Source organism: Polaromonas sp. P4_F4 (assembly GCF_056401355.1).
Map to the genome: position 1 here is coordinate 510,791 of NZ_JBFUJO010000001.1, position 21,635 is coordinate 532,425.

The 21,635-nt window shown below is 62.8% G+C and carries 21 protein-coding genes, 1 tRNA gene and 1 pseudogene; 12 read left to right on the forward strand and 11 right to left on the reverse strand.

The features are described from left to right. Positions 1-7 precede the first annotated feature (7 nt). The 3 genes from AC1DUR_RS02395 to AC1DUR_RS02405 all read left to right on the forward strand — a co-directional run bounded on the left by AC1DUR_RS02395 (position 8) and on the right by AC1DUR_RS02405 (position 803). Positions 8-81 (forward strand) — tRNA-Gly (locus AC1DUR_RS02395). An 81-nt stretch (positions 82-162) separates the two neighbouring features. Next, entirely contained in the window at positions 163-591 is a 429-nt protein-coding gene (locus AC1DUR_RS02400) for a DUF6538 domain-containing protein (RefSeq protein WP_477717187.1), read from the forward strand. Beyond that, the gene (locus AC1DUR_RS02405) at positions 588-803 is read left to right on the forward strand and encodes a helix-turn-helix domain-containing protein (protein WP_477721093.1); all 216 of its coding nucleotides are present in this window, start codon (positions 588-590) and stop codon (positions 801-803) included. Before AC1DUR_RS02400 ends, AC1DUR_RS02405 begins: the two co-directional genes overlap by 4 nt. Here the strand turns inward: AC1DUR_RS02405 and AC1DUR_RS02410 are convergent. Beyond that, the gene (locus AC1DUR_RS02410; protein ID WP_477717188.1) at positions 800-1,525 is read right to left on the reverse strand and encodes a TetR/AcrR family transcriptional regulator; all 726 of its coding nucleotides are present in this window, start codon (positions 1,523-1,525) and stop codon (positions 800-802) included. The two genes, AC1DUR_RS02405 and AC1DUR_RS02410, sit on opposite strands and share 4 nt — an antisense overlap. A 20-nt stretch (positions 1,526-1,545) precedes the next feature. Between AC1DUR_RS02410 and AC1DUR_RS02415 the strand changes: the two genes are divergently transcribed. From AC1DUR_RS02415 to AC1DUR_RS02440, 6 genes and pseudogenes are all read left to right on the forward strand, one after another. After that, entirely contained in the window at positions 1,546-2,415 is an 870-nt protein-coding gene (locus tag AC1DUR_RS02415) for an enoyl-CoA hydratase/isomerase family protein (protein WP_477717189.1), read from the forward strand. 1 nt (position 2,416) lies between these two features. Then, entirely contained in the window at positions 2,417-3,649 is a 1,233-nt protein-coding gene (locus tag AC1DUR_RS02420) for a CaiB/BaiF CoA transferase family protein (protein ID WP_477717190.1), read from the forward strand. A 14-nt stretch (positions 3,650-3,663) separates the two neighbouring features. Next, positions 3,664-4,992, forward strand: coding sequence for a fumarylacetoacetase (fahA, locus tag AC1DUR_RS02425; protein WP_477717191.1), 1,329 nt, complete (start codon positions 3,664-3,666; stop codon positions 4,990-4,992). A 49-nt stretch (positions 4,993-5,041) separates the two neighbouring features. Next, positions 5,042-6,043 carry a tripartite tricarboxylate transporter substrate binding protein gene (locus tag AC1DUR_RS02430; protein WP_477717192.1) on the forward strand — a complete coding sequence of 334 codons (1,002 nt, stop codon included), beginning with the start codon at positions 5,042-5,044 and terminating at the stop codon, positions 6,041-6,043. A 57-nt stretch (positions 6,044-6,100) separates the two neighbouring features. Further along, positions 6,101-6,283 (forward strand): hypothetical protein, encoded by a 183-nt coding sequence (locus AC1DUR_RS02435; protein ID WP_477717193.1) that lies wholly within the window; start codon positions 6,101-6,103, stop codon positions 6,281-6,283. 43 nt (positions 6,284-6,326) lie between these two features. Continuing rightward, a pseudogene (locus AC1DUR_RS02440) lies at positions 6,327-6,511 on the forward strand (ATP-binding protein); the annotation flags it as partial. Positions 6,512-6,558: 47 nt separating this feature from the next. Here AC1DUR_RS02440 and AC1DUR_RS02445 read toward each other — a convergent pair. The 8 genes from AC1DUR_RS02445 to AC1DUR_RS02480 all read right to left on the reverse strand — a co-directional run bounded on the left by AC1DUR_RS02445 (position 6,559) and on the right by AC1DUR_RS02480 (position 17,264). Further along, positions 6,559-8,031, reverse strand: coding sequence for an aldehyde dehydrogenase family protein (locus tag AC1DUR_RS02445; RefSeq protein WP_477717194.1), 1,473 nt, complete (start codon positions 8,029-8,031; stop codon positions 6,559-6,561). Between the two features lie 449 nt (positions 8,032-8,480). Then, complete coding sequence (locus AC1DUR_RS02450; protein ID WP_477717195.1) at positions 8,481-10,286, reverse strand: thiamine pyrophosphate-binding protein; 1,806 nt, start codon at positions 10,284-10,286, stop codon at positions 8,481-8,483. Between the two features lie 59 nt (positions 10,287-10,345). Further along, entirely contained in the window at positions 10,346-11,323 is a 978-nt protein-coding gene (locus AC1DUR_RS02455) for a Bug family tripartite tricarboxylate transporter substrate binding protein (RefSeq protein ID WP_477717196.1), read from the reverse strand. Between the two features lie 198 nt (positions 11,324-11,521). Further along, positions 11,522-12,817 carry a citrate synthase gene (locus AC1DUR_RS02460; RefSeq protein ID WP_477717197.1) on the reverse strand — a complete coding sequence of 432 codons (1,296 nt, stop codon included), beginning with the start codon at positions 12,815-12,817 and terminating at the stop codon, positions 11,522-11,524. Between the two features lie 56 nt (positions 12,818-12,873). Then, positions 12,874-13,839 carry an EamA family transporter gene (locus AC1DUR_RS02465; RefSeq protein WP_477717198.1) on the reverse strand — a complete coding sequence of 322 codons (966 nt, stop codon included), beginning with the start codon at positions 13,837-13,839 and terminating at the stop codon, positions 12,874-12,876. Positions 13,840-13,876: 37 nt separating this feature from the next. Continuing rightward, entirely contained in the window at positions 13,877-14,869 is a 993-nt protein-coding gene (locus tag AC1DUR_RS02470; RefSeq protein ID WP_477717199.1) for a substrate-binding domain-containing protein, read from the reverse strand. Positions 14,870-14,877: 8 nt separating this feature from the next. Continuing rightward, positions 14,878-15,861 carry a Bug family tripartite tricarboxylate transporter substrate binding protein gene (locus AC1DUR_RS02475; RefSeq protein ID WP_477717200.1) on the reverse strand — a complete coding sequence of 328 codons (984 nt, stop codon included), beginning with the start codon at positions 15,859-15,861 and terminating at the stop codon, positions 14,878-14,880. A gap of 86 nt (positions 15,862-15,947) precedes the next feature. Beyond that, positions 15,948-17,264, reverse strand: a complete 1,317-nt coding sequence (locus AC1DUR_RS02480; RefSeq protein WP_477717201.1) for a Rieske 2Fe-2S domain-containing protein — start codon at positions 17,262-17,264, stop codon at positions 15,948-15,950. Positions 17,265-17,411: 147 nt separating this feature from the next. On the opposite strand from AC1DUR_RS02480, the gene AC1DUR_RS02485 reads away from it, so the two are divergent. Genes AC1DUR_RS02485 through AC1DUR_RS02495 form a run of 3 tightly spaced genes read left to right on the forward strand, consistent with a single transcriptional unit; the run spans position 17,412 to position 20,193 of the window. Next, positions 17,412-18,410 carry a PDR/VanB family oxidoreductase gene (locus tag AC1DUR_RS02485; protein ID WP_477717202.1) on the forward strand — a complete coding sequence of 333 codons (999 nt, stop codon included), beginning with the start codon at positions 17,412-17,414 and terminating at the stop codon, positions 18,408-18,410. Beyond that, a complete protein-coding gene (locus AC1DUR_RS02490) occupies positions 18,407-19,612 on the forward strand; it encodes a Gfo/Idh/MocA family protein (RefSeq protein ID WP_477717203.1) in 1,206 nt (401 codons plus the stop codon). Before AC1DUR_RS02485 ends, AC1DUR_RS02490 begins: the two co-directional genes overlap by 4 nt. Continuing rightward, positions 19,609-20,193 (forward strand): MarR family winged helix-turn-helix transcriptional regulator, encoded by a 585-nt coding sequence (locus tag AC1DUR_RS02495; protein WP_477717204.1) that lies wholly within the window; start codon positions 19,609-19,611, stop codon positions 20,191-20,193. Before AC1DUR_RS02490 ends, AC1DUR_RS02495 begins: the two co-directional genes overlap by 4 nt. Positions 20,194-20,250: 57 nt before the next feature. On the opposite strand, the gene AC1DUR_RS02500 is transcribed toward AC1DUR_RS02495, so the two are convergent. Beyond that, the gene (locus tag AC1DUR_RS02500) at positions 20,251-20,886 is read right to left on the reverse strand and encodes a 3-oxoacid CoA-transferase subunit B (RefSeq protein WP_477717205.1); all 636 of its coding nucleotides are present in this window, start codon (positions 20,884-20,886) and stop codon (positions 20,251-20,253) included. Between the two features lie 2 nt (positions 20,887-20,888). Beyond that, positions 20,889-21,596, reverse strand: a complete 708-nt coding sequence (locus tag AC1DUR_RS02505) for a CoA transferase subunit A (protein WP_477717206.1) — start codon at positions 21,594-21,596, stop codon at positions 20,889-20,891. Between the last annotated feature and the right edge of the window lie 39 nt (positions 21,597-21,635).

Consider the following 21,635-nt stretch of genomic DNA (forward strand, 5'->3'; position numbering starts at 1 on the left):
TCTTCAAGCGGGTGTAGTTCAATGGCAGAACGGCAGCTTCCCAAGCTTCATACGAGGGTTCGATTCCCTTCACCCGCTCCACGTCTCTGTAAGATGTTGATTCCATTGGGGAATTAGCATATTTACCCGCCTGACACAGCACACTCATGCAAAGTGTGCAAAATGCAAGACCTTTTTCGCCGCCCTTCTGGCATCTACATCCTACGCATCGCTATCCCTGCTCAGCTGCGACATGTGTTCAGCAAGCGGGAAATTGTCATATCAACCGGTACTCGCGAACTTGCCATCGCCAAGATCGTGGCTGGCCCTCAAGCCGCACAATGGCGCCAGCGCCTTTTGGAAGCACGTCGCCTGATGTCACTGACCACTACCGATGCAATGAGTTACCAAGAAATCCTGAAAACCAATGACGGTCACCCGGCCCTCTTGGGCGGCGGCCACCTGAATCTTCAGCACGCAAGCATCGCCTGCGGTTTGAGCGCCACTGACTTGCTGAGAGCAGCCGGGAATGGCGACCTCTCACTTTATATACGGGGTGCTGGTGTTCGGGGTTACCCGCTGCAGTACGCGTGGGCCGTATTGCGCAAGTGAAGAAGAAAGCCGACAGCCTCGCCCTGCGCGTGCGGCTGTCCACCGGCCTCTCGCAAACCCGGTTCGCCGATACGTACATGATCGACGTAAGCGCACTGCGGGCGTGGGAGGCGGGCGAGCGTGAGTCCGACGCAGGTGATCGACGCGGCGCTGAGCCCGTTGCCGGCGACGGTGCGGTGACATGGCGTGGACTGGAAGCGCGTTGTGCTTAGGCAACGTGTGATCTGGAAGGGCCCTTCAACCCCTTAGGCCCTGCGACCACAGCGGATAGAAAGAGATCGATCGAGAGTTCGATCATCCGTTGCTTCTCAATGCCGCTATCCGTTCGCGGCGTGCGGCCTGCCAGTATGAGCGCAGCAACACCGTGCTCCATCGACCAGGCCGCGTGCGAGAGATAGTGCAGTTGGCTCTTCGACCAACCACTCTCGATCGCCAGTTCGAAGATCGAATCTGAAAAGTAGGAGTAGGACACGTTGCTCACTGCCTCGACATCACCTCGGACAAACTCCTGCAGTAATCGCGGCCCCGTCATCAGATCGAACAAGCCGGCGTGCAACTCCGCGTAGCGCACGTAGCTCAGCATCATTTCGCGGGCTTTGGCCAGTGCGTCAAGATTCATTGCCGAGATCTTCACGCGTTGCTCGGCCAACTCCTTGAATCCGCTGGACGCGATGGCAACCAGCAATTCTTCCTTTCCCTTGAAGTGGCGCGATGGCGCTGCTTCAGACACTCCGAGTCGTCGTGCCAGCGCGCGCAGGCTCAATTCGCTCGCACCGTTTTCCTCGAACATCTTGCGCCCTTCCTCGACGAGCGCGTTGCGCAGGCCGCCGCGCTCGTAGGCGGGCTCGCTGAGTTGCGGGGGCAGCGCACGAGGCTTTTTGGAGCCAACGCGGGGAGTCGCTCGTGGGGGTGTTCTGGGCAGCTTGATGGACATGGTCGATACGGTTTTTCAACGTGATCGATCTTACCAGCGGCATCTCTCTGCGCCTGCTTCAAACATTGGGGTTAACACTGATAACATTTTCAGTTAACAGCGTTATCATTATCTTCACACAAGGAGAAATCATGAGTCCAGTTGCATATGAGAAGGATGGAGCCGTCGGCGTCGTCACCCTGGCAAAGCCACCCCACAACCTGATTGACAACGCGATGCTGCAGGCGCTTGCGGCTGCGTACGAGCAAGCCGTCGGCGAAGGTTGTCGCGCCATCCTGCTGCGCAGTTCCATGCGTCACTTCTGCGCGGGTGCCGACCTCAACCTGCTTCCTGTTGAACGCTGGAGCCAGAGTGAGCTGGCTCGCCTTTGGGCCTTGTTGGAAGACGTGCCTGTGCCTACCGTCGCAGCGGTCCATGGCGCCGCGCTTGGCGGTGGCTTCGAACTGGCGTTGATGTGCGACATGATCGTCGCAGCGGACACCGCGACCTTCGGAATGGCGGAAGCCTCACTCGGCCTGTTGCCGCTGCTCGGCGGCGTTCAACGTGTGGTGCAACGTGCCGGCGTGGCCCGCGCCAAAGAGATGGCGATGTTCGGGCGCCGCCACGATGCGCGTGCGCTGGAGCGTTGGGGCGTGATTAATCTCGTCGCAGCGGAGGCCGAGTTGGCCGCCGCGTCGCTCTCGTGGGCGCGACAACTGGCGGCGGGTGCCACGGTGGCGTTCCGCAGCATCAAGACGGTGGCGAATCTGGCGGCGCGCGGCGGCATCGCAGCAGCCGATGCTCGACAGGAGGAAGCCAATACGTCGATGTGGAACAGCCGCGACCAAAAGCGGGGCCTGGATGCCTTCGCCGCGACAGGGCCGGGCTCCGCAGTCTTCGAGGGGAACTAAGATGAGCGCCGCCCCACTCGAAGGCTTGCGCGTGGTCGACTTCACGCGCGTGCTGTCCGGACCGAGTTGTACCAAGACACTGCGCGACCTGGGCGCCGAAGTGACCAAGATCGAGCCACCCGCCGGTGATCTGGGCCGCGCAGGCGTACCGCATGTCGGCGCGATGTCGATGTACTACGCGCAGCAGAATGCCGGCAAACGCAACATCAGCCTGGACCTCAACTGGCCTGAGGCGCGCGAGATTGTCGGGCGGATGTGCCGTGATGCCGACGTCATCGTCGAGAACTTTCGCCCGGGGACGCTTGCACGCTTCGGATTTTCCTACGACGACGTGGTGAAAATCAATCCAAAAATCGTCTACGTATCGATCAGCGGCTATGGACAGACGGGACCTTGGCGCAATCGACCGGCGTTCGCACCGACGGTCCACGCTGAGACCGGCCTCACAGACATTCTGCAGAAGCATTACGAAGGTGCGATGGTCGAACCGCGCAATGACGCCTGCAGCCATGCAGACGTGTACACCGGACTGCAAGGCGTCATCGCCGTGCTGGCCGCTCTTCAGCATCGCGAGCGCACTGGCGAAGGCCAGTACGTGGATGTGTGCATGGCCGCCACGATGCTCTCGGTCAATGAGCGCGCCGGCGCCCTGCTGACAGGTCTGGATGTCAAGGACGAACCCTACGCATTGAGCGCAAATGAGTCGCCTCTGTTCGAGCTGCCAGACGGGCGAAAGCTAACCATCGCTTCGAGCCCGGTGGCTTCACCGATGTTTCTCAAGTACTGCTCGATGATGCGCCGGACCGACCTCTTTACAGACCCGCGTTTCGCTTCAGCGACGCTGCGCAAGGCAAACCTTGAGAGCCTGATGGCCGAGGTCAAGGCGTGGATCCTGACTTTCACCGATCTGGATCTGCTGCAGGCGCAAGTGAGTGAGGCGGGCCTTGCGATCGGCATCGTGCGCAGCACGCAGGATCTGGCTGAATCGGAGTGGGCCAAGGACTGGGGGGCGATCGTCAATATCGACGATCGCGACGGCGGCACGGTGCGCATGCCTGGCCCGCCTTGGCGCTTCGGACGTTCCGAGTTACCGGCACCGGGCGCGCCCTACTTTCAAGGAGAGAGCAACAGTGCGGTCCTGGGCGAACTTGGGCTCACAGAGGAACGCATCGAGGCGCTTCGCACGCAAGGGGTACTGCGCAGCCGCCGCAGTCTCAGCGGCGCGTTCGACTGAGAGCGAGTCAAGCCATGCGCGAAATAGACCTTACCCACGACGCCTCGGCCACAAGCTGGATACTGAGCGCGAACTCGGACGACACCGACTTCCCGATTCAGAATCTGCCCTTCGGCGTCTTCCGGCGATCGGGCAGCGATGAGCCGCTGCGCGGGGGCGTCGCCATCGGAGACCAGGTACTGGATTTGGCAACGCTGAGCCGAACTGAGGGCTTGGACGGGCTCGATGGCATCGCACTGCAGGCGGCAAAGGCATGTGCGGCCCCGGCACTCAACGACTTCCTGGCGATGGGACCGGCCGCGTGGCGCGCGTTGCGCCACGCGCTCTTCCGATTGCTCCGGCGAGATGGCAGAAGCGACATCGATACGATCCGTCAAAGCCTCTGCCCGATGGCCGCCGCCGAGCTCGCGCTACCGGCACGCATCGGCGATTACACAGACTTCTATACCTCAATCCACCACGCTCGAGCCATCAGCGCCCTGCTCACGCCGAACGGAGAACTGCCGAGAAACTTCCAGTGGGTGCCCACCGCATACCACGGCCGTGTTTCCTCGATCGGCGTCGCAGGCCAGACCTTCCGGCGTCCGCATGGACAAGCCCTTCGGGAAGGTGGCGTCACTCCGGAATATGGGCCGTGCCAGCGGCTCGACTACGAACTCGAGCTCGGCCTCTACATCGGTGTCGGCAATGCCCCCGGCGAACGCATCGCGCTGTCTTCCGCGGAAGACCATGCCTTTGGCATCTGCCTGCTCAACGACTGGTCGGCACGCGACATCCAGGCGTGGGAGATGACGCCGCTCGGGCCCTTCCATGCCAAGAACTTCGCCACGACGGTGTCTCCCTGGATCGTCACCCTGGATGCGCTTGCCCCCTATCGAAAACCCTGGACGCGACCCGCCTCGGATCCCCAGCCCCTACCCTATCTGGAAGATGACGGAAATCGGGCGGCTGGCGCGCTGGACATTCGCCTGGAAGTCCTGATTGAGACCGATAGCATGCGCTCCGGCGAACTGCCGCCCCAGACCCTATCGCACACGACGTTCGCTCACCACTACTGGTCGATGGGTCAGATGATTGCGCATCACACGGCGGGTGGCTGCAACCTGCAGGCGGGCGACCTGCTGGGTAGCGGCACGATCTCAGGCCCGAGCCGTGCGGAGGCCGGCGCGCTGATGGAACTGGCGCTGGCCGGACAGCGGCCCGTCCAACTGAGCAACGGCGAAAGCCGCAGCTTTCTCGAGGATGGCGACTCGGTCATCTTCCGCGGCTGGTGCGAGCGCAAAGGCTTCCGGCGCATCGGCTTCGGCATCAATCATGGCCGGGTGCTACCGGCCCAGTCGTAGCGTCGTCGCGCGCTCCGCCTTGTTGAGAACCACCACAAAGGAGACAACCATGAAGTTCGTTTGTAAACTCGGCCGGCCCTGCTTGGCCGCCTGCATCGTCGCTGCCGCAACGCTGCCATCCATCACCATCGTTCACGCGCAGATTCCATCATCTCGACCACTCGTGATGCGCGTTGCCTACCCGGCCGGCGGCCCCGCTGATGTGGCAGCGCGCAAGATTCAGGTACCTCTGCAAACTGCACTCGGAAAGCCGGTCATCGTCGAGAACCTGCCTGGTGCCGGCGGTTCGATCGCAGCAAACAACGTGCTGATCGCAGCGCCCGACGGGCAAACGCTGCTCGTGACGACGGGCAACGACATGATCCTGTCACCGCTTGCCTTGTCGCAGGTGAAGTACAAGCCCGAACAGTACCGCCTGCTCGCTACCATTCTGCCGACCGACTTCACGCTGGTCACGAGCGCCGACCATGCGTTTTCCAGCGTTGACGCCCTCATCGAGCGGGCTCGCAGGAGCGATCAGAAGGAACTGACAATCGGGAGTTGGGGGTACGGCTCAGCACCCTACCTGGTAGGGGCGGATTTCAGTGCATCGACGAACGCACGCGTCATGGATGTTCCGTACAAGGGCGCGGCACCCGTGATCTCGGCCCTGCTGAGTCGCGAGATCGACATGGCGTTCGTGCCGCTGGCGCCCAACGTACTGGAACTCATCCGCACCGGCAAGATCAATGCGATCGGTGTCGCGAACACCAAGCGCAATCCTTATCTGCCAAAGTTGCCGACGCTGAGCGAGGGCAAATACCTGAAAAACTTCGTCTACAGCGCCTGGGCCGCGGTCTTCGTGCCCGCGTCCGTTCCAGAGCCAGTCGCCGCAGCACTGCACAAGAGCCTGGCGGAAATAACGGGAAGCAGTGATTTCCAGAACTTTCTCAAGGACTCGGCTGCACTGCCCGTAGAGCCGATGACTCCGATGCAGTCCGCCGCGTTCTACCAGGCCGAAATCGATAAATTCCGGCGCATCGCGAAGGCCATAAAGCTCGAGCCGCAATGACATGTGCGCAACCGGACAGGAAGCGGATGAACCCAATCCCAGCCAGCGGTTGCCCGCATGAATGACTTCTCAGCTGAAATGATCGAGGTGACCCCCATGGACGATTCTGTGCTTGTCGGTGGCTGCCACGGACTGTTCTTCATTCCTGCGGCGCAGGTGACGGATTACTACCGGGCACAGGGTTTGGTTGTTGCAGTGGGCCTCGTGCTCCTGCTTTTGGCGCTTGCATTTCTATCATAGCGTTTGAAGCGTTCCGACCCAATGAGCACGCGGGCTCGCGCACCCGAGCAGCGCACTGCACATTCTGCGCATCATGCAGGAATGCGTGGCCAACGTGCTGCGCCACACGCGGGCCACCACCCCATTTGCTTCAGCACCGCGACGGATGGTAAAGACGTATGCGTGGTGATCGAAGACAACGGAGCGGGCTTCGCCGTGGAGGAGGCCCTGAATCGAAGTGGCTGGGGGCGCTGTGGCTTGCTCGCTTGCTGTGGCCGGCGCGGGCAACAAGCACTTCAATTCAGCTTCAAATTCACATTCTTCGTATACGTGAACTCCAGCAACTCGGCAAAGCACTCCTCGCGGCCGATACCGGACTGCTTCACACCGCCAAACGGTGCCCCCATGAAATGCTGGCTGGCGTTGTTGATCCACACATAGCCCGTGTGGATCCGCCTGGCGGCACGGTGCGCGGTGTTGATGTTTTGCGTCCAGATCGAACCCGTGAGGCCGAAGTCCACGCCGTTGACCTGTTCAAACAGCGTGTCTTCATCGCTCCACTTGAAGACCGACATGATGGGGCCGAACACTTCTTCCTGCGCCAGCCGCATGTGCGGTTGCATGTCAGCGAACACGGTGGCTTCGTAGAAGAAACCGTCCTTGAGCGCCGGATCACTGGGCTGCTTGCCGCCGCACACCAGGCGGCCGCCGTCTTCCAGGCCCTTGGCCACATAGTCTTGCACTTTTTCAAGCTGCGCGCGGCTGACCAGCGAGCCCATGGTGGTCTTGGGGTCGGTCGGGATGCCGGGCTTGTGGCGCTCGGGCAGCAGCTTGACGACTTTCTCCAGCACCTGGTCGTGGATGGATTCGTGCAAAAAAACGCGACTGGTGGAGCCGCAGCTCTGGCCCGACCAGGTGAAGTTCATGCCGCCAATGATGCCGTTGACGAGTTTGTCGATGTCGGCATCGGGGTAGGCGATCAGCGCGTTCTTGCCGCCCAGTTCCAGCAGTACGGGCTTCAGGTTGTCGGAAGCCGTCTTCATGACGGCCTTGCCAGTGGGCACGCCGCCAATGAGGGTAATCTTGCGCACCAGCGGATGCCGGCCCATGGCGTCGCCACATTCACGACCACCGCAGAGGAAATTGGCCACGCCGGGTGGAAAGATGTCGCCGACCAGCTCGGCGAGCCGCAGGATGGACAGCGGCGCCTGGTCAGGTGATTTCACCACCACTGTGTTGCCGGCCGCCAAGGGTGCAGCAAGCCGGGCTGCGGCAAACATGAAGGGATGGTTATAGGCCACGATGCGGGCAATCACGCCCAGCGGCTCCTGTACGGTGTAGTTCAGGTTGCCATCGCCCATGGGGATGGTCTCGCCCTTGATCTCGGTGGCCAGGCCCGCGAAATAGTCGAGGCAGTCGGCAGCAAAACCGGCATCCATGGCCAGGGCAGACACCGGGTTGCCGTTGTTGAGTGCATCGAGCTGGGCCAGCGGCAAGGCATGCTCGCGCAACACGGCGGCAGCCTTGCGCAGGTAGCGCCCCCGTTCCACGGGCGGCGTCGCGGCCCAGGCCGGGAAAGCGGCGTGGGCCGCCTGAACCGCGGCATCCACATCGGCGGCATCGGCGACAGGGGCTGTCGTGATGGCCTCGTTGTAGGCCGGATTGATGGTTTCGGCATAGCGGCCTGCCTTGGGTGCATGCCAGGCGCCGCCGTAGTAGAGGCCGCGTTGGGTCGGCAAAATGCCGGCGGGGATTTCGTGTGCGCGCATGTTTGTGGGTCCTTTGATGCTTGGCTGTTCAATTCTTCGTGTTACTCCCTCTCCCTCCGGGAGAGGGTTGAGGGTGAGAGCCCTCTTGCTCCCTCTCCCTCTGGGAGAGGGAGCAAGAGGGCTCCCCGCATTCGGACGCTGTAACGGCTCCAAGGCCGCCGGCCCTCACCCTAACCCTCTCCCAGGGGGAGAGGGGAAAAGAGGAAGGGAGAGTGGCGTGTTGGCGTGTTGGCGTTTTTGCATGCTCTCGGATAGTCAATTTTTCTTCGGGCTTACTCTCTCTCCCCCCATGGAAAAGTTTGCTGAGGGCTTGCCCTCTTGCTCCCTCTCCCCCTGGGAGAGTGCGGGGGTGAGGGCTCCCCGCATTGGGAACGCTGTGCCGACTCGAAAGCCGCACGGCCCTCACCCGGCCCTCTCCCAGAGGGAGAGGGAAAGAAGCGGGGACGCGCTCAGTCTTTCGAGCGCGTCAGGCCCGCCGTCATGGCCGCGCTGTAACCGGTCTGCACCACTACATCGACCACCACGGTTTCGCCCCGTTTCACGGCGGCGATCGCGTCGACCAGAATCCTCTCGAGTTCCCCTGCATCCTCGACCGGGCCAATGCCGGTCAGGCCCTGGCCGCGCGCCATCATGGCGAGGTCGGGCGCCGGGTCGCTGATGCGCTGGCCTATCCAGCGGTTCTCGATCGGCCGCTTGCGCTGGCGCGCCACGCGCTCCTGGTGCACCTCGTCGTTGAAGAAGGAGCGGTTGTTGCACACCACCACCAGCATGGGGATGCGGGCGTTGGCCGCCGTCCAGAGCGCGTTGACGCCCATCATGTAGTCGCCGTCGCCGATCACCGCGACAGGCAGGCGGTCGCTGCCCTTGAGGCCCAGTGCGGAGCCAATCGACATGCCGGGGCCGGAGCCTATGCCGCCGCCGCCGTCGTAACCGAGGAAATCCAGCGGGTGTTTGAAGTCCCACATCTCGCCGCTCCAGCTCAGCGGCAGGCGCATCAGGCAGACCTTCTGGTCGCCGACCGCGCGCTTGAGGGTGGCGGCCAGCGTGGACACCATCATGTTGCTGGCGCCTGAAGCGCCCGGCACGGGCTGCACCGGCGCGAACACGGGCAGCGGCCGCTTGGGCGGCGCCGGCGTCTTGCGCGCCTTGACGTGCTGGTTCAGCAGGGTCACGGCCGGTTCGGGCTCGCACAGCATGAAGACGTCCACCGGCGGCAGTCCCTGGTGGTCCATGCTCCAGCCGTTGTGGCTGTAGTGGTCGACCGAGACCTGGATGATCTGGCTGCCCACGGGCTTGTCGCCCCAGGCCTGCTTGAGCGTGCCCGAGAGGTCCAGCCAATCCAGGCTCAGCACCACGTCGGCTTCGCGCAAAACCTGCTGCGCATTGGGCGTGAGGAAGGCGCCGCTGGGCGCGGCGTGCAGCGGGTGGTCGGTCGGGAAGGCCGCGCCCACGCGCAGGTCAGTCAGCACTTCGGCATTCAGGGTTTCGGCCAGCTGGATGCGTTCGGCCCACGCGGTTTCGCTGCGGGTGACGCGGCCCATCAAAATGACCGGTCGGCTGGCTTTGGACAGCAGCGCGGCCGCCTGCGCGACGATGTCATCCGAAGGCCGGGCCTGCGGCGGTGCGAGGTAGCGCGCCGGGTCGGGAATCGCTGGCCGCTCGCTGAGCTTGGACTCCTGCAGGGCCGCATCAAAACAGACATACACCGGGCCCTGGGGCGCGGTGGTGGCGATCTGCCGCGCGCGCAGCAGCGCCTCTTGCGCCGAGGGAATCGATGCCGGCTGGCAGTCCCACTTGATGAAGTGGCGCACCAGCGCGGCCTGGTCTTGCGCGGTATGTATCCAGTCGATCCAGGGGCGGCGCTTGTTGGCATCGACCGGGCCGGTGGCGCCCAGCACGATGACGGGCACGCGGTCCACCCAGGCGTCGAAGATGGCCATGGAGCCGTGCATCAGGCCGACGTTGCTGTGCAGGATGGCGATCAGCGGCTTGCCGGTGACCTTGGTGTAGCCGTGCGCGATGGCCACGGCGTGCTCTTCATGCAGCACCACCATCATCTGCGGCTTTTCATTGCCGAGGTGGTTGACGATGCTGTCGTGCAGGCCGCGAAAGCTCGCGCCCGGGTTGAGCAGCACATAAGGGATGTCCATCGCGCGCAGCATGTCGGCGATGGCATCGCTGGCCCAGACGGTCTCTTCCGGTTCGGAAGGCTGGGGAATGTCGCGGCGCACGGCGGAGCCGGAAGGAACAGTCATGAAATCTCCTGATTAAAAATAGGCGGGGCTTGTTCGGGTTTGACTTACTCGGGTTTGACTTACTCGGGCTTGATGTTGGCGGCCTTGATCACTGCCGCCCAGCGCTTCTGGTCGCTGGCGATGAGCCGGGTGAATTCGGCCGGCGTGCTGGTTTCGGCGTAAATGCCTAGCTCGGCCAGCTTGCCCTGTACGTCGGGCAAGGCCAGCGAGCGACGCAGTTCGGCGTTGAGCTTGTTGATGATGGCCCGCGGTGTTTTGGCGGGGGCCACCATGCCGATCCAGATGTCGCTCTCGTAATTGGGAACGGTTTCAGCGATGGTCGGCACATTGGGCAAGAGATCGACGCGCCTGGTGCCGGTGGTGCCCAGCGCGCGCAGCTTGCCGCTGCGGATGTGCGGCAGCGCCGAATTCATAGGGCAGAACATCACGTCCACGATGCCGCCCAGCACGTCGACCAGCGCCGGCGCCGAGCCCTTGTACGGAATCTGCGTGATGCGGGTGCCCGTCATGTACTTGAAGACTTCGGCCGCCATGTGCTGCGGACTGCCGGAGCCGGCGGACGCGTAGGACAGTTTTTCGGGGTTGGCCTTGGCCAGCGCGATCAGCTCGGCCACCGTGGTGGCCTGCACCCTGGCGGGAGACACCACCAGCACCATGGGCACGCGGCCCATCATCGTGATGCCGGTCAGGTCGCGGTTCACGTCAAACGGCAGCTTGGGATACAGCACCGGGTTGACCGCCACGGTCTGGTTGGGCGCGACCGCGATGTTGTAGCCGTCGGCTTCCACCTTGGCCATGAAGTCGGTGGCGATATTGCCGGCCGCGCCGGGCTTGTTGTCAACGATGACGGGCTGGCCGAAAGCCTCGGACATCTTCTGGCCCAGGATGCGAGCCAGCACGTCGTTGGAACCGCCGGGCGGCAGCGGCACGACGATGTGTATGGGCTTGGTCGGGTAGTCCTGGGCCCAGCCCGGCGGGCTGGCAAAGGCAGCGGAAAGGCAGAGGGCGAGCATCCCGGTGCGGCGGTTGATTCTCATGTTTTGTCTCCAGTATTTATTGCGCGAATTAACGAACGCAAGTCATCCTAGTTAAGACTCGAGATTGATTCAATCTTGAACATTGAATCAATGTCAAATGCCCCCACGGTCGCCTGACCGATCCGGTTTTCACCAGCAGGGGCCGCGGGACTGGCCTTGCCAGACCGCAGGCGGGCGGCCCCCTCGGGGGGCAGGGAACTACACGAAGTGAGCGACCGTGGGGGCCACAAACTTCGCACGCGGCCGCAGCAGCGTGCCGCTGGCGCGCTGCTCCTGCACATGCGCGACCCAGCCCGCGAGCCGGCCCAGCACAAACAGCGCGGCCGTGGCCTGGCGCGGCAGGCCCATGGCGCGGGCCATCACGACCAGTGCCAGTTCCTGCCTGGGCAGCAGGCCCGCGCTGCTGCGCATCTCGTCGATGAAACGCGAGATCGCGCGCAGTTCGCGGCTGGGGTTCTGGCGGGCGAACACCATCTCGAGCAGCTGCGCGGCGCGCGGGTCGCCCTTGGGGTAGAGCGGGTGGTCAAAGCCGGGAACGCTCTGGCCCTGCGCATGCAGCTTGTGGGCGCGCTTGACGAGCACGGCCTTGGTCTGGGCCTGGCCCAGGAAGTCTTCCACCCGTTCGTACATGCGGCCCACGTCCACGCCGGAGGTTGCGCACAGCGCCGACGCCAGGCAGCTGTGCAGCGTGCCGCCGGCGGAGGCCACCACGCGGGCGCTCAGCGTGCCGGGGGGCAGTTCATGGTCAGCCATCAGGATCAGCATGGCGCGCAGGGCTTCGCTATTCTCGGCGGTGGGCTGCACGGCCAGCGCATGCAGCAGACCGGTGACCACGGACTCGCCTCTTTGCATGGGCCGGTACCTTTGCGCCGCACCGACAAAGCCGCAGCAGGCCACCACCGTCTGCATGATTTCGCGGGCGGCCGGCAGGGTTTTGCCCTGCGACAGTCGCTCGGCCACCGGGCCGCGCCGCATGCCCAGCAGCAGGACCACCAGCGCGAACGATTCCAGCACGTTGCCCTGCGCCTGCAGCGAGGTCAGCGTCTGCGTGAGTTTGACGAGTTCGGCCGAGGGCTTGCGCACCGGCCAGGCCGGGGCCTGCGCCTGTGCCTGGGTGTCGAACTCGCCGGTCCACAGCAACTCGGCGACCGCTTCGAAAGAGGTGCCCGAACGGACCAGGTCGGCGGCCAGGTGGCCGCGGTAGCGCGGCCCCTGCTCGGTGATCTCGGTGATGGAGGTCGGGAAAATCGGCTCGCCCCAGTTCATGGCCGAGGCCGCCACCGCGCCATGGCCGGAGCGCGCCAGCGAGCGCATGCCCACGCGTGTGAGGTCGTCACGCAGGTAGAGTTTGTCCTTCTGGCCTTGCTGGGCCACGCTGCGTATCCAGCCCCGGCTCACATAGGCGTACAGCGTCTGCTGCCTGACGTTGAGAATTTTCATGGCTTCGGCCGCCGAGGCGTAATCGCGGCGCAGCGCTTTGTCCGGGTGGTCCATGGGTGTGCCTTAAGGTCTCCTGGCGAAATGATGGCAGCTTGCCGCGGCCCAGCAGCTCATCGCATCACGATGATGACTATACCCAGCAAGGTCAAGGCACTGCCCAGCACGGTGGTGGCCGTGATGTCCTCTTGGTCTTTGAACAGCAGGTGACTGAGCGGAAAGACCAGAAGCGGGGTGCACAGCGTCACCAGGGTGGCAATCGCCAGCGGGATGTAGCGCATGGAGCTGATCACGCAGATCTGCGCAGAAATCGTACACACGCCAATCAGTGCATACAGCCATGCGCCGCTGCGGCTGGCTGAGCGCAAGCGGATGGCGAGCTCACGTTTGCCGGCGCTGAAGGCCAGATGCAGCCCCAGCCCGCACACCGCACCCGCCAGCGCGCCCAGGATGGGTTCGTTCCAGTCGCGCACGGCGGCGCCGCGCAGCACATTGCCAATCGCATACGCCAATGAACTGCCCAGGCCAAGCAACAGGGCCGACTCCAGCAGACGCTCATGCACGGTCGCCCTGGCCGTGATGGGGGCCGCGTCCGAGCCGGACGCCATATCAGGGACGGATTGGCGGCGAACGAAGAATCCCGGCTTGTAACTTGCCAGAATCAAGCCGCCAATGGTCATGACCATGCCTCCGGCGACCAGCAGCGTCAGATGTTCGCCGAGCAACAGCCATGCCATCAGCGCCGCAAATAGCGGGCTGCTCACCTGGAACAGACTGGCTCTGGCCGGGCCGAAGCGGACCACCGACTCGTAAAAAAACCATTGCCCCAGGTAGGTGGAAAATGCGCCGGCCAGCACAAACAACCAGAAGGCCTGCGCATTCCATTGCACGCCGCCGCCCCGCACGGCGAGTTGAACCGCGAAAACCAGCGCGGAAAAAACAACATTCACGACCGTCGCAATCAAAAACCCCAGGTCAAGCGGGATGCGGCTGGAGGCGACCTTGGTGACCAGGGTTGATGTGGCGAAGAGTAACAAGGCCCCCGCCGCCAGCAGGTAGCCGATGAGCCCATCAGACATCGGCCGCCAACCCCGGGCACGTGGGCGCCATCACGCGTCAGATCTTGAATGCTTCAAGCGATTCGGGGGCAAACAGTTCACGCGGCTCAAGCAGTCGCCTGGAGAGGCCTTGCTCAAACGAGTAGCGCAGGAAGGTTCGCAGGGTTGCCTCATTCTTCTCAAACCCATAGGGCCAGAAGTCTTCGCCCATCTCCCGCCTGACCTGCTCCACATGCGAGGTCAGCCAGGGGAGCATGGCCTTGAGCGCAGCGGTTTCGTACAGGTCTTCGTACGTGCGACGCTGGGACTCCTCCAGCGCTTTCATCATGGAGCGTGCGACCCAGCGGTTGGCCTCGTACACGTCGCGACGAATCGCCACCGTGTGCATGATGGGAAATATTCCGGTTTCCCTGAAGTAGTTGCGCTCCACCTGCTCGTAGTCTTCAAACAGGCGCAGGACCCGGCCACCGCCCTTGAGAAAGCTCGACGGCATGCGCGCGGTGTAGAGCGCATCAATCTCGCCGTCGAGCAGCATCTGCGCCAGCGTCTGTTCAGGGCCAATGCGTTCCACCCTGATATTCGGCGGCAAATCAAGCTTGATCTTTTCCGGCCGCCCCGGCTCTTCTTCGCCGCCGGTGAAGTAGGTGACGCTGTCCACCGGCACGCCGTAGTGGTCGGACAAAATGCCGCGAATCCAGACCGGTGCGGTCATCTGGTATTCGGGATTGCCGACGCGCTTGCCAATCAGGTCCCGGGCTTCACGGATACCCGATTTGGCGTTCACATAAATGCAGGAGTGCCGAAAAAAACGCGAGGGAAAGACCGGAATCGCCACAAATGGCCGCGCCTCGCTGAACAGCGACACGGTGTAGGAAGACAGCGACATCTCGGCCACCTCGAACTCCTTGTGCCTGAGCATGCGAAAGAAGGTTTCCTCGACCGGCATGTTGAGGTAATTCAAGTCGATGCCGTCAGGCTGCACGCTCCCGTCCATCAAGGCACGGGTACGGTCATAGTTCCAGCAGCCGAAGCTCAGTTTAAGTTTTGACATGTAGATGGTTACTCCGATTTGATGCCTGCAGCGGCGATGGCTTTGGCCAGGCGCTCGTTTTCGCCCAGGATGGCCTTGTTGTAGTCGGCAGGTCCGCTGCCGATCGGGTCGATGCCGGCATTGTTGAGTATCTGTATCACCTCGGGCATTTTGGCAATCTGCGCCATTTCCGCGCTGATGCGCTCAATGGCGCTGGCCGGCGTGCCGGTGGCGGCCAGCACACCCACGATGGGCGCAAAGTCAAACCCTGGAATGACCTCGGCAATGGCAGGCACACCGGCTGCCTGGCTGGAGCGATGCGCCGCATTGGTGGCCAGCAGTTTGACCTGCCCCGCTTTCACAAAACCCGACAGCGAAGGCAATGCCGAAAACAGCGCTTCCACCTGGCCGCCGATCAGCGCGGGGACTGACTGCCCGGAGCCCTTGAAGGGAACGTGCGTCAGGTCCAGGCCAAGCGAGCCTTTCATTGCTTCCATCGTCAGGTGGTGCGTGCTGCCAATGCCGGAGGAGCCGTAGTTCAGCGTACCCGGTTTGGCTTTGGCGAGAGCAATGAACTCCTGCAGGGTGTTGGCGGGCACCTTGGGATGCACCGCCAGGTACAGCGGAGCCCGCGCCGCCAGGGACACCGGCATGAAGTCCCTTTTATAGTCGTAGCCCAGATTCTTGTAGATCGTTGGATTGATGGAGAACATCGAACCGTCGGTAACCAGGAAGGTGTAACCGTCTTTGGGCGATGTGGCCAGCACCTGCGCGGCCACCACGCCATTGGCGCCGGGTTTGTTGTCAATCACCACCGGCTGGCCCAGCCTGTCACCCAGGCGCTGCGCAAAAATGCGCGCGACGGTGTCAGGCAAGCCGCCCGCCGAATAGGGCACTACAAACTTGATGGGTTTGTTGGGGTATGCGCCCTGGGCGCGTGCACCGATGGGCAACAGCAATGTGCAAGCCGTCAGCAGCGCGGTGGCGAGTAAAAAAATACGCCGTGGTTTCATGGAATGTCTCCGTTTGGTTTCATGGCAAGGGGCAGGGGTAAGGTCAGGGGCAAGGTCAGGATAGATACGTGATAGATACGTCAGCCCTACTGGGCGGACGTGGAATAAGAAGGCTCGAGCGCGGGCGCACTGGAGTCCCAAACGTGAGACGCGGGGAAAGCGCGCCAATCGGTGGTCTTGGGTACGATGGCCTGAAACGCGCAGATGCTGGCTGGTATGCGGGCCTCACCCGTGCCGATGGCGGTCCCGCCGGCCTGGAATGCACGCACCGCCTCCAGCATCTGTTTGCGAAACTCCACCACAGCCAGGTCGCTGGCGCCCAGCCGCTCATGGGTGCGGTCGGCAATGGGCCCCATGGTCACCCACATCGCAATGTCCTGGTTGGGAAAACCGGTGATGCCCGTGAAGTTTCCCGCCTTCATCGCGGCGCGGTCCTGCCAGAAGTGGTTGCCGCGGTTGCGCAGCGGCATGTATTTTTCATCGAGATCAACCCCCACCTGCTGGCCCAGGAACTTCCGCCAGGTGGCGGTTTCCGGGGTTTGAGAGGGATGACCCCAGGCGATGAAGTAAAACGCCGTATGGGTGTCGTCCATGGGCACGTTGATATTGGCTACGTTGTACAGGTTGTTGGGCGGAATCAGCGCGGTAGCCGGGGCCACGAAGACGGTTGAGCGAATGTAATCGTTCGCGGCCGCATTGCTGATGGGCCGGCGTATGGCCGCATACCGGAAACCATAGGCGCCGCGCTCCACCTGCATGCGGGGCGCCTTGTCGGTGGACGGCCGCAGCCAGTTGGTGTCGGTCGCCTTGGCGGTGTCAACGCGGGCGGGCACCATGTCCGACGAATGCAGGCTGGAGCTGTGCGCCGAATCAATGGCACCTTCCAGGATCTGCGCCCAGTTGCAGGGAATGATGGCTTTCGCGACCGTCACCTGCGTGTCTGCAGTAGGAGCCCAGGCGGGCGGCTGAAACTCGGGGAGCGTGTCGGGCGGCCCCATGTAGGCCCAGACAAAACCGCCCCACTCCCTGGTGGGATAGGCCAGGTGCTTTACCTTTTGCGCCATGCCGCTGGCCGCAGGCTCCGACACCATTTCAAGCACATTCCCCTCGACGTCCATCTTCCAGCCGTGGTACAGGCAGCGCAGGCCGCAGTCCTCGTTGCGGCCGAACACCAGCGACACGCGCCGATGCGGGCAGTATTCGTCCATCACGCCCACGCGGCCATTGGTATCGCGAAACACCACCAGGTCCTCACCAAACATCCGGGCCTTGATGGGTGTGCCGTCGGGCTCACTGACTTCTTCAATCAGGCAGACCGGCGTCCAGTGGCGGCGCATCAACTGGCCCATGGGCGCGCTGCCTTCAACGCGGCACAACAACTCATTTTCTTCAAAGGTCAACATCTCAAAATTCCTCAAATCGATTGACTGGCGTCAACTAAAAACCAAAACAAAAAACCGCTTGCAAATCCCGGCCAGGAAGATTATTCTTAGATGACTAAGATTATTCGCGATTTCCAGATTTGTCAAGACTGTTTACGAAAGGCCACGATGAGCGTTAACCCTGACGTCGGCGCGAGCGCGGGCGGCACACCGGCCGAGCCGGATTTTTTCAACCTCAAGGTCGTGCGCAAGGAAGCTGTTGCGCAAGGCATTTACCTGTTCGAATTGCGCCATCCGGAGGGTCTGGATTTGCCGGCTTTCACCGCGGGATCGCATCTCACGGTTCAAGTGCCCAATGGCGCCCGGCGAAACTACTCCCTGTGCAGCGACCCGGCCGACACCCGTTGCTACCAAATTGCCGTCAAGCGCGACGCCGCGGGCCGCGGCGGCTCTGTCAGCATGGCCGACGATGTGCAGGTGGGCCAGTTGCTGGCGGTCAGCGCGCCGCGCAATAACTTTGAATTGCACCCACGGGCCTCCAGCTTTCTGTTCATTGCCGGGGGCATCGGCATCACGCCGGTTGTGTCCATGATGCGGCATCTCAAAAGGCAGGGGCGCCATCCGTTCAAGCTGATCTACTGCACCCGGGACGCCGACAGCACGGCATTTCTGCAGGAGTTGACCGGGCCGGAATTCGCGGAGCACGTGCAGTTGCACCATACCCACGGCGATGCCGGCAAAGCCCTGGACTTGTGGCCGGTGTTCGAAACTCCGGGCAGCGCGCATGTGTATTGCTGCGGCCCGCGCGGCCTGATGGACGCGGTGGCCGACATGTCGGGCCACTGGCCATCCGGCGCTATCCACTTTGAGAGTTTTGGCGTTGATGCCAGCGTCTACGCGGCCGACACGGCGTTCACCGTGCGCCTGCACAAGACCGGCGTCAATGTGCCGGTGGACGCGCGGCAAAGCATTCTGCAGGCGCTGCGGGCCTGCGGCCATCATGTGACCAGTTCGTGTGAAAGCGGCACCTGCGGGTCTTGCCGCACCACGCTGCTGGCGGGCGAAGCCGAACACCGGGACATGGTCTTGAGCGACGACGACAAGATGCACCAGATCATGGTCTGCGTGTCGCGTGCAAAATCTGCCGAACTCGTACTGGACTTATGAAAAAGCACACCCTGCAAATCGGCATCGTCGGGCTGGGCCGGGCTTTTACGCTCATGCTGCCGACGTTTGTGCACGACAGCCGCGTCAAACTGGTGGCGGCGACTGACCCCCTGCCCGCCGCCAGGGCGCAGTTCGAAAGGGATTTTGGCACCCCAACGTACGACTCGATGGAAGCCCTGTGCGCCGACCCCGCGGTTCAGGTGATCTACATCGCCTCTCCGCACCAGTTTCATGCGGCCCACGTGTGCCTGGCGGCCTCCTTCGGCAAGCACGTGCTGGTGGAAAAACCAATGGCGCTCACGCTGGAGGAATGCACGCGCATGATTGAAGCGACCCGCAGCGCGGGCGTCCATCTCATCGTCGGTCACAGCCACAGCTTCAACGCGCCCATCCGGCGCGCCCGGGAAATCATTGACAGCGGGCTCTACGGCAACGTCCGGATGATTTCAGCGCTGAACTTCACCGACTTCCTCTACCGGCCGCGCCGCCCGGAAGAACTGGACACACGGGCCGGCGGTGGCGTGATTCACAGCCAGGCGACACACCAGATGGACATCGTCCGCTTGCTCGGTAGCGGGCTGGTCAACAGCGTGCGCGCCCACACCGGTGCCTGGGACCCTGCCCGCCCCACCGAGGGTGCTTACAGCGCCCTGCTGGGGTTTGAAGGCGGCGCCTTTGCATCCACCACCTACAGCGGCTACGGCCACTACGATTCGGACGAGCTGATGGACAACATCGGCGAGATGGGCCAGGCCAAAAACCAGGGCGACTACGGCGCTGCGCGCAAGCGGCTGCAGGGCGCTGCCACCTCCACCGAGGAAGCCGCGCTGAAAGCGGCACGCAACTACGGTGGCAGCCTCTACGTTCCGTCCATGACCTTGCCCCAGCCCCAGGCAGCGGCGCATCAGCATTTCGGGCAAGTCATCGTCAGTTGCGAAAAGGCGGACCTGCGCCCGGGTCCTTTGGGCATTGCCGTCTATACCGACCGTGAGAAAATTTTCGAACCCCTTCCCTGCCCCGCCATTCCCCGCCAGGAAGTGATTGACGAACTCCATGAAACCCTGGTCGATGGTCGCCCGGCTGTTCACAGCGGCGAATGGGCACGGGCTACCACGGCGGTCTGTCTGTCCATTCTGGAATCGGCAAGGTCGGGCAAAGAGTGCCATCCCGGGCATCAAGTCGGTCACAATATCAATTCATGAGCAATGACACCCAGAGCATCATCCGCCACTGGCGCGAAGCCGTTCCCAATGACCGCCTCGCGCACCTGATCCGCGACGCTTCGCGCGCCTTTCACAGGGCCTTGCAGGTCCGCCTGGCGCAGCATGGGGTGCCGTTTGGCCACTGGACTTTTCTGCGCATCCTCTGGGAGTCCGACGGTCTCACGCAAAAAGAACTCAGCGAGCGCGCCGGCGTGATGGAGCCCACCACCTTTTCCGCGATGAAGGCCATGGAAGCTCTGGGCTACATCATTCGCAAGCAGCTGCCTACCAACAAGAAGAATGTGTATGTCTATCTGAGCAGCGAAGGCCGCGCACTGAAGAAAAAGCTCGTACCCCTGGCGGAGGAAACCAACAACGTGAGCATTGAGGGCATTGCTGCCGACGAGATCAGGATCACCCGCAAGGTATTGCTCGCCATGATCGAGAATCTGGCCGCCGATGAACTGCTGCAAGCCCCGCCCGCCGCCAGGCGCAAGGCTGCGGCAGCCAAACCTGCAAACTCATCGGGAAAGCCGCGCAAAAGCCCGGCGCCGGTAAAAGGCAAAAAAGCCGCCGCCTGACGGTGAATCGCAGGCCGGCGACTTTTACTTTTTCAGCCTGGGGCTGATCAAGTCAGATCAGATCAGCTTGACGCCGGTTTTGGCCTGCAGCGATTCTTTCGTCACGCCTGGCGCAAGCTCCATCACCTTCAGGCCCTGCGGCGTCACGTCCATCACCGCCAGATCGGTGATGATGCGATCGACCACGCCCACACCCGTCAACGGCAGTGTGCAGTGCGGCAGGATCTTCATGTCCTCGGTGCCGTCTTTCTTCCTGGCGACGTGCTCCATCAGGACGATCACGCGCTTCACGCCGGCGACCAGGTCCATGGCGCCGCCCATGCCCTTGACCATCTTGCCCGGAATCATCCAGTTGGCCAGGTCGCCTTTTTCGCTGACCTGCATGGCGCCCAGGATGGACAGGTTGATCTTGCCGCCACGAATCATCGCGAAGCTGTCATGGCTGCCGAAGATGGACGAACCTTTGATGGTGGTGACCGTCTGCTTGCCGGCATTGATCAGGTCCGCGTCAACCTGATCTTCTGTCGGGAACGGGCCAATGCCCAACATCCCGTTTTCGGACTGCAGCCACACCTCCTTGTCGCCGGTGAAATTGGCCACCAGGGTCGGGATGCCGATGCCGAGGTTCACGTAAAAACCGTCTTCGAGTTCCTGGGCGGCGCGTGCCGCCATCTGGTCTTGGGTCCAAGGCATGGTCAAACTCCTGCTTTCTCGGTAATGGTCCGCTTTTCAATGCGCTTCTCGGGGTTCGCATTGAGCACGATGCGGTGCACGTAAATGCCCGGCAGGTGGATGTCGTCGGGCGCCAGCTCGCCGACTTCGACGACCTTCTCCACCTCGACGATGCAGACCTTGCCGGCCATCGCGGCGGCCGGGTTGAAATTACGGGCTGTGAGGTTGAAGCGCAGGTTCCCGGACTTATCGGCCACATGCGCCTTGACCAGGGCCACGTCGGGCACCAGCGAGCGCTCCATCACATAGGTCTCGCCGTCGAATTCGCGCAACTCCTTCCCCTCGGCCACCTGCGTGCCGACGCCGGTCTTGGTGAAGAAGGCCGGGATGCCGGCGCCGCCGGCGCGCAGCTTTTCGGCCAGCGTGCCCTGGGGCGTGAATTCAAGCTCCAGCTCGCCGGCCAGGTACTGCCGCTCGAATTCCTTGTTTTCGCCGACGTAGCTGGAAATCATTTTCTTGATCTGCCGCGTTTCCAGCAGCTTGCCCAGGCCGAAGCCGTCCACGCCGGCATTGTTGGAAATAACCGAGAGGTTCTTCACTCCGCTGTCGCGCAGCGCGTCAATCAGGGCTTCGGGAATGCCGCATAGGCCAAAGCCGCCAACGGCCATCAACTGGCCGTCCTTGACCACGCCCTGAAGGGCCTCGGCCGCGGAGGGAAAGAGTTTGTTCACAAATAGTCTCCTGATGTAATTCAGCGGTGGTTCAACGGG